The sequence below is a fragment of the Bradyrhizobium nivariense genome, assembly GCF_029846695.2.
In the GTDB taxonomy this organism is placed as follows: domain Bacteria; phylum Pseudomonadota; class Alphaproteobacteria; order Rhizobiales; family Xanthobacteraceae; genus Bradyrhizobium.
The window spans coordinates 1-14,231 of the sequence record NZ_JARWCR020000001.1 but is presented as its reverse complement, the minus strand read 5'-3'; the positions used below and the strand labels follow the sequence as shown (position 1 = coordinate 14,231).

Genomic DNA, 14,231 nt, shown 5'->3' with positions numbered 1-14,231 from the left:
GTAGGCTCCTTCAAGTTGAGGGTTGAGCTCGGAATGGGAGGGTCAGGCGGCGATCGATTGAACCGCCTGATGGAGGCGTGCATCTGCTAGATTGACTTTGTGCCGAAGGGTCGCGACGAGGCTGACATCCAGGGCGCGCTTTGCTGCCAATGCTGCAAGCATGCGCCGGACCTCCGACGGTGCAGTGCCGCCGGAAGTCGTTCGTGCATGGACGGATCGAACCGGATCGAGGCAATCGCGAACGAATTGCGGCGTGATCGACAATGGCCGGCCGAGTTCCTTTTCGGCGGAGTCATTGATAGTCTCGACCGTCATACCGGTGGCATCCAGACCGGCATCGATCGCACGCTGCACGGCGCCGCCTACAACGTGATGTGCTTCACGGAAGGATAGGCCGCACTCACGAACCAGGCCGTCCGCGAGGTCGGTTGCGGTGGAGAAGTTCTCATAGCATCTCTGCTCAAGCCGGCTCGCGTTCACGTTCACGCATTCGAACACCAGCCTGAGAAGCTCCATGGAGTCCACGAAATGCGCCAACGACGGCCATGCATCCGTGATGCCTTCACGCGTGGAGTCAAGGCCGATGGAATAGTTGCTGCCCTTGATGTTCGTGAGCGCGCCAGTCAACGCGCCGATGCTCCGCCCGGCCGCCGCCCGGAAGTATTCGAGGGCGAACATGTTCTTCTTTTGCGGCATGATGCTGGATGTGCCGGCGATCCGATCTGGGAAAGAAATAATCGCGAACTCGTGGGTGCAGAACACGTACATATCCTGTGCCACCCGGCTCAATACCGACAATGCGCTAGTCGCAGTCCACAGAAGTTCGGTGACAAAGTCGCGCGACGCCACCGCCTCTAGGCACGGCTCCGCAATACCGTCAAATCCTAGCAGTTCTGCCGTGCGGTTCCGGTCGACATTGAAGCTGGTGCCGGCCAACGCCGCCGCACCAAGGCTCGACCTGTTGATGCGGGTGTAAACGGCGGCGATCTTGTCGTGCTCGCGAGAGAGCGCAGATGCGACATTGGTCAGAAAGTAGCCGAAGGTGATCGGCTGCGCTGGCTGGAGATGCGTGTAGCCAGGCATGATACTTTCGGCGTGCTCGGCGGCCTTGGCTTCGCAGGCGGCGCGAGCCTGGTTCAACCCTTCCATCATCCGCAGGCACAACGTGCGGGTTCTCATCCTGTCGAGCGTTGCGCCAAGGTCGTTGCGGCTGCGGCCGGTGTGAAGATAGCCCGCATCGTTTTCCGCGATCACGGCGAGCCTGTTCTCGAAAGCGAAATAGCTGTCCTCGAACTGCGGGTCGAGATCGATCGCCTTAACTCCTTCGGAGCGTATCCGTGCCATCGCCCTCAGAAGCGACTGGCCAGCGGAACGGGCAATCAGACCCTGCTCGACGAGCATGACAGTATGGGCTTCGTTCAACTGACATAGCGCATCCAGCGCCGGGTGGTCGAAACCCGCCATTCCGGGTTGGTATATAACATCCGCCAGTTCCTTCGCAGTACGTTCGGAAAGGCGAGAACTCACGGCGTTTGTCGTCGCATCACTCATGGTAGGGAACTCCGCTGTGGCGCGCTGCGAGCGCGTGCCGGTAAGGCTTATTCGCCAACGGTCTGTTCGAACGCGCGACTACCAGCAGGTGTAGCCGCCATCGACCACGAGGATGCTGCCGGTCACGTAGCTTGCCGCGTCGCTGGCGAGGTAGAGCATCGCGAAAGCGATTTCGTCGGGCCGGGCGAGGCGGCCCATCGGCGTGTTGTGCTCCCAGATCTCCAGCCAGCCCGACTTAGTGATTGCGTCCTTTGTCATGTCCGTCATGACGAAACCGGGAGCGACGGCGTTGACGCGAATCTTGTGCGGCGCGAGTTCGACCGCCATCGACTTGACCATCTGATGAACGGCGGCCTTGCTCGCATTGTAATGCGCCTGCGGCTGGGGCCGGTCGACGATGAGGCCGGAGTTCGACCCGATCGAAACGATACTGCCGCCACCCTTCACGACCATTTCTTTCGCCACGGCCTGGGCGATGAAGAACTGCGCATTGACGTTAACGTTCATGACGTTCTGCCATTCTTGGGGCGAGATCTTTAGAACGTCGGTATTTGGACCGATACCGATGCAGTTCATCAGTACGTGCGTTGGGCCGAAGTCTTGGCTGATCTCCTGAACCACCTGACCGGCTTTCATCGCGTCGCGCAGATCGGCGCCGTAGAACCGGACCTTCTTTCCGGAAGCTTTGGCTAGCCGCTGGGCGGAGGCCTTTCCCTGTTCCTCGAGGATATCGATGATGGCGACATTCGCGCCCGCGTGCAGGCAGAGTTCCGCCACCGCAAGGCCAATGCCCCGTGCCGCACCCGTAACGATGACGGTTTGGCCATCGAGCCGAAATCTATCCATGGGGTTCATCGTAGTACCTCGCTAAGTCGGTAAGTTCATAAGGTCGCCCGAGATCAGGCGTGGTGGCAGTAGAAGGCTGCTCCCGAAGCAGGTCTCCTGCTCGGGAAGATAAAGTTGGTTCACCGTTACCGGCACCCTTGAGTGATAGCTTCGCTGCAGAAGCTTCAGCTTACACGGTGATCACATTCGTCAATCCCCGGAGAGACGCCAAAGCCGATGAGTTGGCTTCCTCGCCGGTTATCAATGCCGTCACGGAGCCGAGGCCACCGATGACGCCGAGTGAATTGCGCCGGAGCTTGCTATGGTCGGCGAGAACAAACACCTCGCGGGCTGCGCGCATCATTACCTGCTTCACCAAAGCCTCATCGACATCCGGCACGGTCATCGTGCCGGTGTCGTCTATTCCTTCCACGCCCATAAAGAGGCGGTCGCAGCGAATAGATTCAAAGAACTTTGCGGCCACCTGACCGACCGCAGCTACAGGTCCCCGGCGCAGTGCCCCTCCGCAAAAATGCAGATCGATTTGTCGACCATCGATCAGATCGGTTGCGACATTCAACGCGTTGGACACGACGGTCAGGCGGCGATCCTTTAGCAGGCGGGCGAAATGACCGGTCGTCGTTCCTGAATCGATGATGATCCTATCTCCGTCTTGCACAAACTCGGCTGCACGTTCGGCGATCCGCTTTTTTTCAGCGACGAACTGGGTCGCCTTGGCTGCAAACGACACCTCGAAGAATGCCGTTTCCTTCAGCCTGGCGCCGCCGTGGGTGCGAATGAGCAGGCCCTCTCTTTCGAGCTCTGAAAGGTCGCGCCGGATCGTCATCTCGGAGACGTCGAACCGCTTGCAAAGTTCTTCGATGCTGCCCGTCCCGGCTTCGCCGAGATATTCGAGCAACGTTTTTTGACGGTCGTTGCGTCCGCTACTCATGTTCGCCTCAAACTGTGTGATGTTCGTTTCAAACAAAAACAGCACAGATACTCCGAAAGCACAACGATCGTTTTCGGGAATGTTTATTTGATGTTTGAAATTGACATAAATCGAACATCGTGTCAAGTGGGAGCAACGGCTCGCGCCCTTGCTGGCATGCAGGCCGCGCTGCCTCGACATGAGGCGTTGTCGCGAGCGATGCGACGACGTCGAAGGAATTGGGAAGGACGATGCGTCGAAGACCGTTGAGCGATCATTTTGCAGTGGTTAAGGGCGCAGGCGAAGGCGTTGGACGGGCCACCGCGGCGCATCTGGACGAATTTAGCGCCCTTATCGTCGTCGCCGATCGCGACGAAGTCCTACATTCCTCGCCTACCGCGCTATTCTTGTTGTCTCCTTCGTGCGTGGCTGGATCGTCTCGTCCTGTGGGCGAAGTCTGGAGCATGCCATCGCCCGGCCGCACTCAACGTCTGCCGCCTCCACTTCGCGCCGATCGATTGATCCCGCAGGCGCCACAGCGCCCCTAATAGCTCCAGCGAACGGAAAGCCCTAATGAGCATCGTTTCGTCAAATACCCTAGAGCTTCGTCTCGCAGAACTTATCGTCCAGGACACACCAAAAGTGTCCGAAACAGAGACGTGCCAGGCTTCCCGACATGTTGCCGATCTCGTCGGCGTAGCTCTTGCGGGTACAAAACTGCCCGCTTTCGACCGCTTGGTGTCACTTTCCGCAGATCTTCCTGAACAGGGCCGGCTCTCGGCTCGCATCTGGGGTAGCAACAGACGCGTCTCGTTACGGGAAGCCGGTTTGATCAACGCGTTTGCCGGCCACATTCACGATTTCGACGACGACGAGGTCGAATACTCCTTGGCCCATTTGACGGTGACTGCCGCCACTGCAGCGATCGTGGCGGCCGATGCGTGCCCCGGAGTGTCGGGTGCGGAGGTCATGAAGGCGTACCTCGTAGCTTCCGAAGCGGCAATGAGATTAGGCGAGATCATCAATCCGGATCACTATCGTCGTGGATGGCATTCCTCCGCAACATTGGGGAGTTTTGCTGCTTGCGCTGCAGCAGGCCGCATCCTCGGTCTGACCCCTCTTCAGATGCGTCAAGCGCTCGGAATGTGCGCTTCATTAGCATCCGGTATTCGAGCCAACTTCGGCAGTGATACGAAACCGCTTCAAGTTGGCCACGCTGTTCGCAATGGCATCTTTGCCGTTGAAGCTGCGAAGGCCGGTTTGACAGCCGCGGCGGGCGCGCTGTTCGGAGAAGCGGGCTTTGGATCTCTGTTCCAAAAAGGACGCGACCTTGAAACCATCATCGACGGCTTCGGCGAGCCCTACCGCTTGCTCGGAGGAAGTATGGTCATCAAGGCTTATCCCTGCTGTACAGCCTCGCATACCGCCATCTACTCAATGCTTACCCTCAAAGCCGAGCACCGTTTCAGCGGCAGCGATATCGCCAAGATAACCTGCCATATCGATCCAGTCGTTCCGGGTATCCTGATCTACGACAGGCCGACCAACGGAACCGAGGCAAAGTTCAGCATGCCATATTGCCTGGCCGTCGCTGCACAGGTCGGCAAGGTCGGTGTCGCCGAGTTCACATTGGAAAACGGTCTCGACGCGAACATTCGGTCCGTCATGGAGCGAACCACTATGCTGACCGACGCAACGTTGCCAAAGGGTCCGAGCGGAGCCTCGGTATCCTCGCGCATTGAGATCGAACTGAGGGATGGGCGTCGTTTCGAGAGATTTCAGGAATTCGCACCCGGAAGCGCCGGTGCGCCACTGTCGGATGACGCCCTGGAGAAGAAGTTCCGCGAGTGTCTATCCTCTGAATCGTCAAACTCAGTGAGCGCTCTCTTCCACTTGCTTCTCGGAGCTGGATCGATTGCCTCTTTCTCTGACTGCATCGACCGCTTTGTCATGCAAACAAGAGAGTTAGCGGACAAGGTTGTTATCTGACTCCGGATAGACATGCGGCGCCATTGCGAGCAATGCGACTACATGGAGGAAATTGGAAATGACGATGGGGTCACTATCACTGGACAATCAACTCGCGGTGGTTACGGGTGCAGGTGAAGGCATCGGGCGGGCCATCGCGGTGCGTCTGGGCGAGCTTGGCGCGCATGTTGTCGTCACCGATCGCGATGCGGCCAAGGCTGAGCGCGCTGCCGCTGAAATCAGGAAATCAGCCATCGAGACTTCGGCGGAGGCTCTGGATGTGACCGACGTTGCTTCGATTGATTTGGCGCTCGCGCGAGTCCTGTCCAAGCATGGCCGGATTGACATCTGGTGCAACAATGCCGGTGTCAGCACAATGCAGCGATTTATCGACATTAGCGAGGAAGAGTGGGATTTCAATTTCGAGGTAAATTCCAAGGGCACTTTTCTCTGCAGCAGGGCAATAGCAAGGCAAATGCTCAAACAAGATAGGCTCGCGGACGGTCTGCGTGGCAAGATCATCAACGTTGCGAGCGTAGCCGGCAAGACTGGTAAGGCCTCGTACCTTGCCCACTACATCGCCTCCAAGTTCGCCGTTGTCGGTCTGACGCAGGCAATGGCCAGCGAACTGTCTCCCGAGGGCATTACGGTCAATGCCGTCTGCCCCGGATATGTGCGCACAGCGATGCAGGAGCGCGAAATCGCCTGGGAGGCGAACTTGCGGGGCCTGACGAGCGAACAAGTGCAGGAACTTTACATTAAGGACACGCCCCTTGGTCGGCTGGAAACCCCGGAAGACGTCGCAGGTGTCATCGGCTTTCTCGCGTCGCCCCAAGGAAACTTCATGACGGGCATCTCGCTGACTGTCAGCGGTGGCGCCTGGATGGAGTAAGCGTCCGTCGCCACACCAAACGCAGATGCCGATACGGATCAGAGACCTACCGAAGAGTGCTCGACGCTGCTGGCACAGCATAGATCAGCACGGACACTTCACCGCGGCGTACCTCTACATCTTCATGCGCAAACAGCGCATCGAACGGTCGGCGCCGTCCGCCAACGAGCCGGCGTGAGCGCGCGATGACGGTCCAACTCTCACAACGCCAGGCCAACACGATCCTGCTCGGCATCGGGTTGATGCTGCTGAGCGTCCTAATCTACACCGTTAGCAACGGGTTCGGAAAATATCTGATCGGGGTCATGCCGGTTGGCGAAGTACTGGTGCTGCGCGGCGCGACCGCTATAGTGCTGATGACGCCGCTCTATTGGCGGGCCGGTGTCGCGGTCTTCCGCAACGCCCCGAATAAAAAGCTCCACTTCATCCGCATGGCTATCTCGGCCCTTGAGATCGCGGCGTTCTATGGCGCTATCACCTATCTGCCGCTGGCCAACGCGATGACCTTCTGGATGGCGACACCGATCTACGTCACTGCGCTATCGGTGATCTTCCTCGGCGAGCGGGTCGGTTGGCGACGCTGGACCGCTGTTGTGGTCGGATTCGTCGGCGTCGCGTTCGCCATGCATCCGTCGGCCGAGATGCTCACTGGACCGGTCCTGATCGGATTGTTCGGCGGCATGATCTACGCGTGCGTGCTGCTGGCAACGCGGTCGCTGCGTCAGTCCGCCGACGTCGTGCTGATCTCGTCATCGCTCGTCGGCTCCATGTTCATCGGACTGATGATGATGCTGATCCTGCGGACCGAATGGGTTACGCCGCGCCCTTTCGATCTCGCAATCTTCGTCGTGATGGCGATGTTCTTCATCGGCGGTGCGTTGTGCACGAACCGGTCGCTCAAGCTTGCGCCCGCGAGCGTCGTGGTGCCGTTCCAATATACGCAGATCATCTGGGGTATGTTGGTCGGTTACATCTTCTTCAACGAAGTTCCGGAGCCGCTGACGCTCGTCGGCGCCGCACTGATAATCGGTGCCGGCATCTACATCTTCATGCGCGAGCAGGCGGTCGCCAAGCGTGCGCCTCTTCCGGCCGAGCCGCAATGACGGCCCTCCGCTTCGCGTCCAGCGTCAGCCGTCCGGTACGGATCGGCATTGGGCGGCCAGCAAGCCACCCCGCCCGCTTTCGGTATGTTGTCTGAGATCAGGCGGCGAGCGATGCAGTGTCGATGACGAAGCGGTAGCGGACGTCGCTCTTCAGGACGCGTTCGTAGGCTTCGTTGACGTCCTGTATGTTAATCTTCTCGATTTCCGACACGATGTTGTGCTCTCCGCAGAAATCCAGCATTTCCTGAGTTTCCTTGATGGAGCCAATCATCGAGCCGGAAAGGCTCCTGCGGCCAGGGATTAGCGAGAAGGCGTGAACCGGGATCATGTGCTCCGGGGCTCCGACGATGACCATGGTGCCGTCGAGCCTGAGCAGGCAAAGATATGTATTCCAGTCGATCGCTACGCCGGCCGTGCAAATGATGAGGTCGAAGGTGCCGGCGAGTTTATCGAATGTCGAGGCGTCGCTGGTGGCGTAATATTCCTTAGCGCCGAGTTTCAGGCCGTCTTCCTTCTTCGATAGCGTCTGCGAGAGCACGGTGATATCCGCGCCCATGGCCGCGCCGAGTTTGACGCCCATGTGGCCTAGCCCGCCCATCCCGACAATGGCTACCTTCTTGCCGGGGCCGGCTTTCCAGTGGCGGAGCGGCGAATAGAGCGTGATGCCGGCGCAGAGCAGCGGTGCGGAGGCGTCGAGCGGCAGGTTGTCCGGGATCGACAGGACATAGCCTTCCTTAACGACGATATGGTCGGAATAGCCCCCCTGTGTGGCCGTCTTTCCGTCTGCTTCGACGCTGTTGTAGGTATCCACAAGGCCCGGCATATATTGTTCGTTATCGAGATCGCGGCAGGCGCAGCCGACGCAACTGTCCACGAAAACGCCGACGCCGACCCGATCACCAACTTTGAACTTGGTAACAGCGGAACCGACTGCAGAAACGATACCGGCGATCTCGTGACCTGGAACAATCGGATAGACCGCGTTCTTCCATTCGTTGCGAACGGTATGGATGTCCGAATGACAGATGCCTGAAAACTTGATGTCGATCACCACGTCATCAGGGTTCGGCTCGCGGCGCTCGAAGGTAAAGGGCGTCAGCGGTTTCGACGCGTCGGTCGCAGCATAACCTCTAGCAATAGTCATGGATCGTCCCAGAGTTAGCCGTGCGGCTGTGCCGTAGCGGCGAGTGAGGGTGTCTGATCGATCGTGCGAGCCTTCTTGCACGACCCTTCAAAAGTGAAGTCGTCCCGGCCGAGGCTCACGCTCGCTGACTCTTTCAGTGTTCGTTTCAAACAAAAATAGAACAAATCTCCTTGGCGCGCAATAAACTTCCAAAAAAATGATTGGTTCATGTTTGATATTGACAAAAATCAAACAGATGTGAAATGTACGTGACGGGGGTCGCCTCTTGGCCGGCAAGGGAAGTAGGTCCGGTGCCGCTGCAGCAATGTGTGGCGTTATCGCGAGCCCCGCTGTGGCGCTGAAACGCCATCAGGTTGTTAGGGTTGGACAGTGACTGCTCCGGATACGCTTTCGATAGAACAGGCTGCGGCTCCGCATTCGGCGCTTCTGAATATGGAGCGATGAAATGAGGGAGCCAGTCGTGGCGGCCAGGTTGACGAGAGTTCGTTCGCCTACAGGGGAGGCCGCTATTGGCAAAGCGGACGCCCTGCCGCGGATTACGAACGACGCAATTCATGATCGATGGAGTGCCGTGCCGACAGAGAAGCGGCGCGAAAAAACGAGAGAAGAGCCGCCACCGGTTGCATGTCTTGTCACGAGTTCCGGCACGAGATGGCTCTGGGATTTCCTTGAATGCCCGCAGGTTTCATTTGGCGAAAGGTTTGGCTCTCCAAACTCATTAGCGACCGAAGGCTGCGGTGTTGCGCCGGGACTTTATCAACAACGGGAGCGAGTACATGACTTTTAGAAATTATCATCTCGGCCTGGTTTCCGCAGTGGCCTTCGCGCTGAGCGGCGTCTTCGCGTCGGCGCACGCAGTTGACGTCGTGATCGCTGGGGCCGGGGGCGTTTCTCAAGAAGCTCGACGTACCGCGCTTTGGAATCCTGCCGCGAAGACGTTGGGCATGACTTTGTCCGAAGATACTTCCCAGAATTGGGGAGAGGTCAGAGCTCAGGTCGAGGCCGGTGCGGTGACCTGGGACATCGTGCAACTCTCCATGACTGAAGTCGGACGCGCCGCAGCCGCCGGCGTTATCATCAAGCTACCTGCCGACATCGTAAACCGTAATGATTATGTTCCAGGCTCGGTGAACGACTACTGCGTCGGCTACGACGTGTACTCCCAGGCGATCGGCTACAGCACTGAGGCTTACGGCGGTCAAGGTCCGCAGAACATGAAGGATTTCTGGGACGTCAAGAAGTTTCCCGGCAAGCGCGGAATGTACCGCGATCCGCGCGGCAATCTCGAAGCGGCCGTTCTGGCTATGGGGCATCCGAAGAGCGAGATATACAAGTTTCTCAGCACACCGGAGGGACGCAAAGCTGCAATGACTAAGCTTGCCGAACTGAAGCCTTACGTCATTTGGTGGACCAGCGGGGCTCAGGCAATGCAACTCGTCAAGAGCGGCGAGGTGCCGCTGATTTACACTTGGAACGGCCGTACGCAGGCTGCCATCGACGCCGGAGCCAAGTATAAGATTACGTTCAATGACGGCGTCCTTCAAATCGACTGCGATGCGATCGTCAAGGGAGCTCCGCATCCTGAAAACGCATTGAAGTTTCTCAAGGAAATCAGCAAGCCGCAATACGCTAAGGATCTACCCAAGTATATCTCCTACGGTTCGGCGAACCTAAAGGCCTATGAAGGCTATGATGAAGCCACACTGGCTCGGTTAGCCTCGTCGCCGGAGAACATCCAAAAACAATATACGGTCGATTTCGACTTCTGGAATAAGTTTGGGGCCGAGTTGTCGGAAGCCTTTGACGCGATGCTCATCTCGAACTGAGAAAAGTCGCATGAAGTCCGACGCTCCATGCTGTCGGCTCCCTGTCGGGCGGTTCGAAGCATTAAGTCGGCCGCCCGGCCAAACTGATCGCGACTACCTGTTCAATCGTGGTGCATTGGATGTGCGTGACAATATGGAACAACCAAGAAACTTGACTTCCGCCTCGATGCAGTCGCTACCGATTGGCATCGCAGATATCAGCAAGGTCTATGGCGCGGTAGCCGCTCTCAAGAACGTGTCGCTGGATATTCGCAGCGGTGAGTTCATGACCCTTCTGGGACCGTCTGGTTCCGGAAAGACGACTCTGCTGATGGTCCTTGCCGGCTTCATTCGACCGGATCATGGCTCCCTCAAATTCGGCGCCGAAGAGGTGATCTTGAAACCTCCGCATCAGCGCGGCGTCGGAATGATGTTCCAGAACTATGCTCTCTTCCCGCATATGAACGTCTTTGCGAACATCGCCTATCCGTTGAAGGTCAGGAAGTGGTCGAAAAGGGAGATCGACGAAGCGGTGGCCCAGGTCCTCGAGACCGTGCAACTGCCCGGCTACGAGAATCGACGAATCTCCGAACTATCCGGCGGCCAAAAACAGCGTATTGCACTCGCGCGCGCGGTGGTCGCCAAGCCCAAGATCCTCCTCATGGACGAGCCGCTTTCGGCTTTAGACAAGAACTTGAGGGAGCGCATGCAGGTCGAGTTGCGAGCGATGCATGAGCGCCTAGGAATGACGACCGTTCTGGTGACGCACGACCAGCGCGAGGCACTTACAATGTCGGACCGCATTGCGGTAATGCGGGCGGGAGAGATCGCCCAGATAGATGCAGCGGAAGATCTCTACAATGCACCAAAGACGGCTTTCATCGCGGAATTCATGGGTGAATCCAACTTCCTGCCGACTAAGACATCCGGCGGCCAATCCCTTTACCGCGATCAGACGCTTAAGCTAGCTTATGGCTCAACTCCGCCAGAGGGGGAGGGATTGTTAGTGATCCGTCCGGAGAAGATGGAGGTCATCACACCTTCCGTAGATCCGAGCGCTTTCAATGTGTTCGACGGTATTCTTGAAAGAATTCTCTTTCAGGGCGAAAGCTGCCTCGCTTTCGTTCTGCTTCCAACGGGTGAAACCATCTCGGTGAGGAGAAACCTACGCGAAGGCACTAAGTCGCTTTTCCCCCAGCGTGGCGAGCCGATTTCAGTTGGCCTGCATATCAACGAAAGCCGTGTCGTGGGCAGAGACATCAAGCGATGAACATGGCGCCGATCACATTGACCCAAAGTTCGGACGGGAATGCCGAGGCGCTCCGGAGTTCTGCGAATTCGGAAAACGCATGGCTTCTGTCCCTTTCCGCGCCAGGCGCAGCGGTCATTTTTCTGGCTGTTATCCTGCCGCTCGGTGTCATGCTCTACTTCTCCTTTCTCGGAGACAGAGGCGGATTCAGCTTAGAGAATTATCAGCGGCTCTGGAGCCAGCCGGTCTATGCGGAGGTCTTGGCCATTACCTTCAGAGTGTCGCTCTACACGACACTGTTAGTAGCGCTGATCGGCTATCCGCTCACGTATTTTATGGTCCAACTGCCGGAAAAAACCCTGAAATACATGCTTCTCTTCATTCTTCTCCCGTTCTGGACGGCCGTTCTGGTTCGCACCTATGCTTGGGTCGTGCTCTTGCAGAACAAGGGTCTTGTCAACAAGGCTCTGATCGGCATTGGACTGATCAGCGAGCCATTGCAACTCGCGCACAATTTGACCGGCGCGCTGATCGGCATGGTTCACGTCATGATTCCCTTTATGGTGCTTCCTCTTTACGCATCGATGCGATCGATCGATCAGAATCTCGTTGCCGCGGCGTGCAATCTGGGAGCCAAGCCGTCGAGGGCGTTTTGGGACGTGTTCTTCCCGTTGTCATTGCCCGGATTCTTCTCAGGTCTCCTGATGGTGTTCGTCATGTGCCTCGGCTTCTACACGACACCCGCAGTGCTTGGAGGCGGTCAGGTCGTCATGGCGGCCATGCGGATTGACGCTAACGTGCGGCTGTATTCCAGTTGGGGCGCTGCGAGTTCACTCGGGATCGTATTGCTGACCAGTACAATGACGCTGATCGCGATTGCAGCAGTTCTTGCACGGAAGACAGGACGGAGGACGTTATGATGACTTGGTTAAATCGTCCCGCCTCCATTACACAAGTGACTCACCGGCAGCGCATTTGGCTCTATGCCTTTGCGGTTCTTACCTTGATTTTCCTTATATTGCCGACCCTTATCGTTGTGCCGATGAGTTTCTCCGGCGCACCGGATCTCGAATTCCCGCCACGGGACTTTTCCTTGAGATGGTACGAGCACTATTTCTACTCCACTGAATGGATGACATCGACGTTGATTTCCTTTCGTGTGGCGATCATCACAATGGTGGCAGCGACGTCCATCGGGACTGCTGCGGCCTACGGTATTTGGGCCGGCAGTACAGTGTGGCGGTCGTTCCTTCTCGGCCTTTTCGCATTGCCTATGACCGTGCCAGTCATCCTTGTAGCCGTTGGCTCGCTCTTCGTGTTGGCACGGCTCGGCCTGGTGAATACCACTCTCGGGCTCTCTGTCGTCCACACCGCTTTGGCGCTGCCCATCGTAGTCATCATCGTGACGGCAGGACTGGCGTCTTATGATGGCAATCAAGAACAGGCGGCCCGGAGCCTGGGCGCGACGCGCTTGCGTGCGTTCTTCACGGTGACGCTGCCGCAGATCAGGGCGTCGGTGCTGTCGGCGACTCTCTTTTCCTTCTTTACTTCTTTCGACGAGGTAGTCGTTGCTATGTTCATCTCCAACGGTTCTGCCGCTACACTGAACCGTCGTATGTTCAACGCTCTTCGGGATCAGGTCGATCCTACGATTGCCGCCATTTCTAGCTGCCTTATCGGCGTGACGATCGTGCTTATTTTCCTCAGCCAGGCCTTTAAGGCGCCGGTCGTCAGGTAATCAATTCTGTGGTTGCGTTGATGTCGAGAGGATGGCGCAGTGGCCGATGCAGCCTCATGAGTGATGCCTGGCAGGCTGATTCACGTTGCTGGGGCGGGCCATCTCTCAAGCAAGTGCCGAGCGATATGACCCTCGTCGAAGCGTTTTCGATCGGCTTGCCAAGCGCGGATAAAAGTCCCTTGCTGGACGTCCCCCGCAGAAACTGCGTCGAGACGAATTTGAATCCGCTTTGGGCTTGGGTCGACCCAATCCGCGAACCTAGACCTACCAGCTGGGGCTCAATCGCTGCCACCCTGACGGACTGGACGGATAGTCCATAAGAAACAAGTGGTTATAGGGCGACGTGCACACGCCGTGCACAAGATACTTACCTTTTCTTTTGTTTCTATTTCGCTGAAATACCGCGCCAGAGCGCGACGAGCACCCGTTGATTGATGCAGGAGTACCCACGCGCGCTCCTTCCTGCGCGGGCCTAGCTCTGCGGTCTTCCAACTTGCCATCAACATCTGATTGGAGCCGCCTTACCAGTGCTGCATCCCACACTCCCGTTACAAGAGCCGGTCCCGGAAATCTGCACAGGACGCTAAGTGGAGTTTCTGCCTGACGGCGGGCACGATAGGCCCCGCGAATCAGGAGAGACCATGAGCAGACGACCCCGCCGGAACCACTCACCGGCCTTCAAGGCGAAGGTGGCTCTGGCCGCCGTCAAAGGCGATCGGACGATAGCCCAGTTGGCCGAGCATTTCGATGTACACCCCAATCAGATCACAGCATGGAAATCGCAGCTTGAAGGCAGCGCTTCCGACGTTTTCGGATCGGGAGGCGGGACGCCGGCCACGCCGACGGTCGATGTGAAGTCGCTCCACGCCAAGATCGGAGAACTGACGCTGGAGAATGATTTTTTAGAAGGAGCGCTCACCAAGGCGGGATTGCTGAGCGCAAAGCGATGATCGACCGTGAACACGATCTGTCGATCACGAAACAGGCGGAGATTTTGAGGATTAGCCGCGGCAGCGTGTACTATC

Annotated in this window: 11 protein-coding genes and 1 pseudogene; 8 read left to right on the top strand and 4 right to left on the bottom strand. The window is 57.7% G+C overall.

All coding sequences use genetic code 11. The features are described from left to right. Window positions 1–42: 42 nt before the first annotated feature. The 3 genes from argH to QCM77_RS00050 form a co-directional block, all read right to left on the bottom strand. Window positions 43–1,551, bottom strand: coding sequence for an argininosuccinate lyase (gene argH, locus QCM77_RS00060; RefSeq protein ID WP_279681307.1), 1,509 nt, complete (start codon window positions 1,549–1,551; stop codon window positions 43–45). Window positions 1,552–1,629: 78 nt separating this feature from the next. Next, the gene (locus QCM77_RS00055; RefSeq protein WP_279681305.1) at window positions 1,630–2,406 is read right to left on the bottom strand and encodes a glucose 1-dehydrogenase; all 777 of its coding nucleotides are present in this window, start codon (window positions 2,404–2,406) and stop codon (window positions 1,630–1,632) included. Window positions 2,407–2,566: 160 nt separating this feature from the next. Beyond that, entirely contained in the window at window positions 2,567–3,373 is an 807-nt protein-coding gene (locus tag QCM77_RS00050) for a DeoR/GlpR family DNA-binding transcription regulator (RefSeq protein ID WP_279681303.1), read from the bottom strand. 507 nt (window positions 3,374–3,880) lie between these two features. Between QCM77_RS00050 and QCM77_RS00045 the strand changes: the two genes are divergently transcribed. From QCM77_RS00045 to QCM77_RS00035, 3 genes are all read left to right on the top strand, one after another. Further along, entirely contained in the window at window positions 3,881–5,296 is a 1,416-nt protein-coding gene (locus QCM77_RS00045) for an MmgE/PrpD family protein (protein ID WP_279681301.1), read from the top strand. Between the two features lie 58 nt (window positions 5,297–5,354). Then, entirely contained in the window at window positions 5,355–6,167 is an 813-nt protein-coding gene (locus tag QCM77_RS00040; RefSeq protein ID WP_279681299.1) for an SDR family NAD(P)-dependent oxidoreductase, read from the top strand. A gap of 185 nt (window positions 6,168–6,352) precedes the next feature. Beyond that, on the top strand, window positions 6,353–7,270 hold the full coding sequence (locus QCM77_RS00035; RefSeq protein WP_279681297.1) for a DMT family transporter: 918 nt from the start codon (window positions 6,353–6,355) through the stop codon (window positions 7,268–7,270). A gap of 97 nt (window positions 7,271–7,367) precedes the next feature. On the opposite strand, the gene QCM77_RS00030 is transcribed toward QCM77_RS00035, so the two are convergent. Beyond that, the gene (locus QCM77_RS00030) at window positions 7,368–8,414 is read right to left on the bottom strand and encodes an NAD(P)-dependent alcohol dehydrogenase (RefSeq protein ID WP_279681674.1); all 1,047 of its coding nucleotides are present in this window, start codon (window positions 8,412–8,414) and stop codon (window positions 7,368–7,370) included. Window positions 8,415–9,190: 776 nt separating this feature from the next. On the opposite strand from QCM77_RS00030, the gene QCM77_RS00025 reads away from it, so the two are divergent. The 5 genes and pseudogenes from QCM77_RS00025 to QCM77_RS00005 all read left to right on the top strand — a co-directional run. Next, window positions 9,191–10,240 (top strand): ABC transporter substrate-binding protein, encoded by a 1,050-nt coding sequence (locus QCM77_RS00025; protein ID WP_279681295.1) that lies wholly within the window; start codon window positions 9,191–9,193, stop codon window positions 10,238–10,240. Window positions 10,241–10,250: 10 nt separating this feature from the next. Beyond that, complete coding sequence (locus QCM77_RS00020) at window positions 10,251–11,489, top strand: ABC transporter ATP-binding protein (protein ID WP_279681293.1); 1,239 nt, start codon at window positions 10,251–10,253, stop codon at window positions 11,487–11,489. Window positions 11,490–11,491: 2 nt separating this feature from the next. Next, entirely contained in the window at window positions 11,492–12,388 is an 897-nt protein-coding gene (locus QCM77_RS00015; RefSeq protein WP_279681291.1) for an ABC transporter permease, read from the top strand. Continuing rightward, window positions 12,385–13,206 carry an ABC transporter permease gene (locus QCM77_RS00010; RefSeq protein WP_279681289.1) on the top strand — a complete coding sequence of 274 codons (822 nt, stop codon included), beginning with the start codon at window positions 12,385–12,387 and terminating at the stop codon, window positions 13,204–13,206. The genes QCM77_RS00015 and QCM77_RS00010 overlap by 4 nt, the downstream gene beginning before the upstream one ends. A gap of 641 nt (window positions 13,207–13,847) precedes the next feature. Beyond that, a pseudogene (locus QCM77_RS00005) lies at window positions 13,848–14,231 on the top strand (transposase); the annotation flags it as partial.

Bases quoted from the DNA above. Each gene is read 5' to 3' on its own strand.
- QCM77_RS00020 (WP_279681293.1), top strand. From the start codon at position 10,251: ATGAAGTCCGACGCTCCATGCTGTCGGCTCCCTGTCGGGCGGTTCGAA.
- QCM77_RS00010 (WP_279681289.1), top strand. From the start codon at position 12,385: ATGATGACTTGGTTAAATCGTCCCGCCTCCATTACACAAGTGACTCAC.
- argH (WP_279681307.1), bottom strand. From the start codon at position 1,551: ATGAGTGATGCGACGACAAACGCCGTGAGTTCTCGCCTTTCCGAACGT.
- QCM77_RS00015 (WP_279681291.1), top strand. From the start codon at position 11,492: ATGGCGCCGATCACATTGACCCAAAGTTCGGACGGGAATGCCGAGGCG.
- QCM77_RS00040 (WP_279681299.1), top strand. From the start codon at position 5,355: ATGACGATGGGGTCACTATCACTGGACAATCAACTCGCGGTGGTTACG.
- QCM77_RS00035 (WP_279681297.1), top strand. From the start codon at position 6,353: ATGACGGTCCAACTCTCACAACGCCAGGCCAACACGATCCTGCTCGGC.
- QCM77_RS00055 (WP_279681305.1), bottom strand. From the start codon at position 2,406: ATGAACCCCATGGATAGATTTCGGCTCGATGGCCAAACCGTCATCGTT.
- QCM77_RS00025 (WP_279681295.1), top strand. From the start codon at position 9,191: ATGACTTTTAGAAATTATCATCTCGGCCTGGTTTCCGCAGTGGCCTTC.
- QCM77_RS00045 (WP_279681301.1), top strand. From the start codon at position 3,881: ATGAGCATCGTTTCGTCAAATACCCTAGAGCTTCGTCTCGCAGAACTT.
- QCM77_RS00030 (WP_279681674.1), bottom strand. From the start codon at position 8,414: ATGACTATTGCTAGAGGTTATGCTGCGACCGACGCGTCGAAACCGCTG.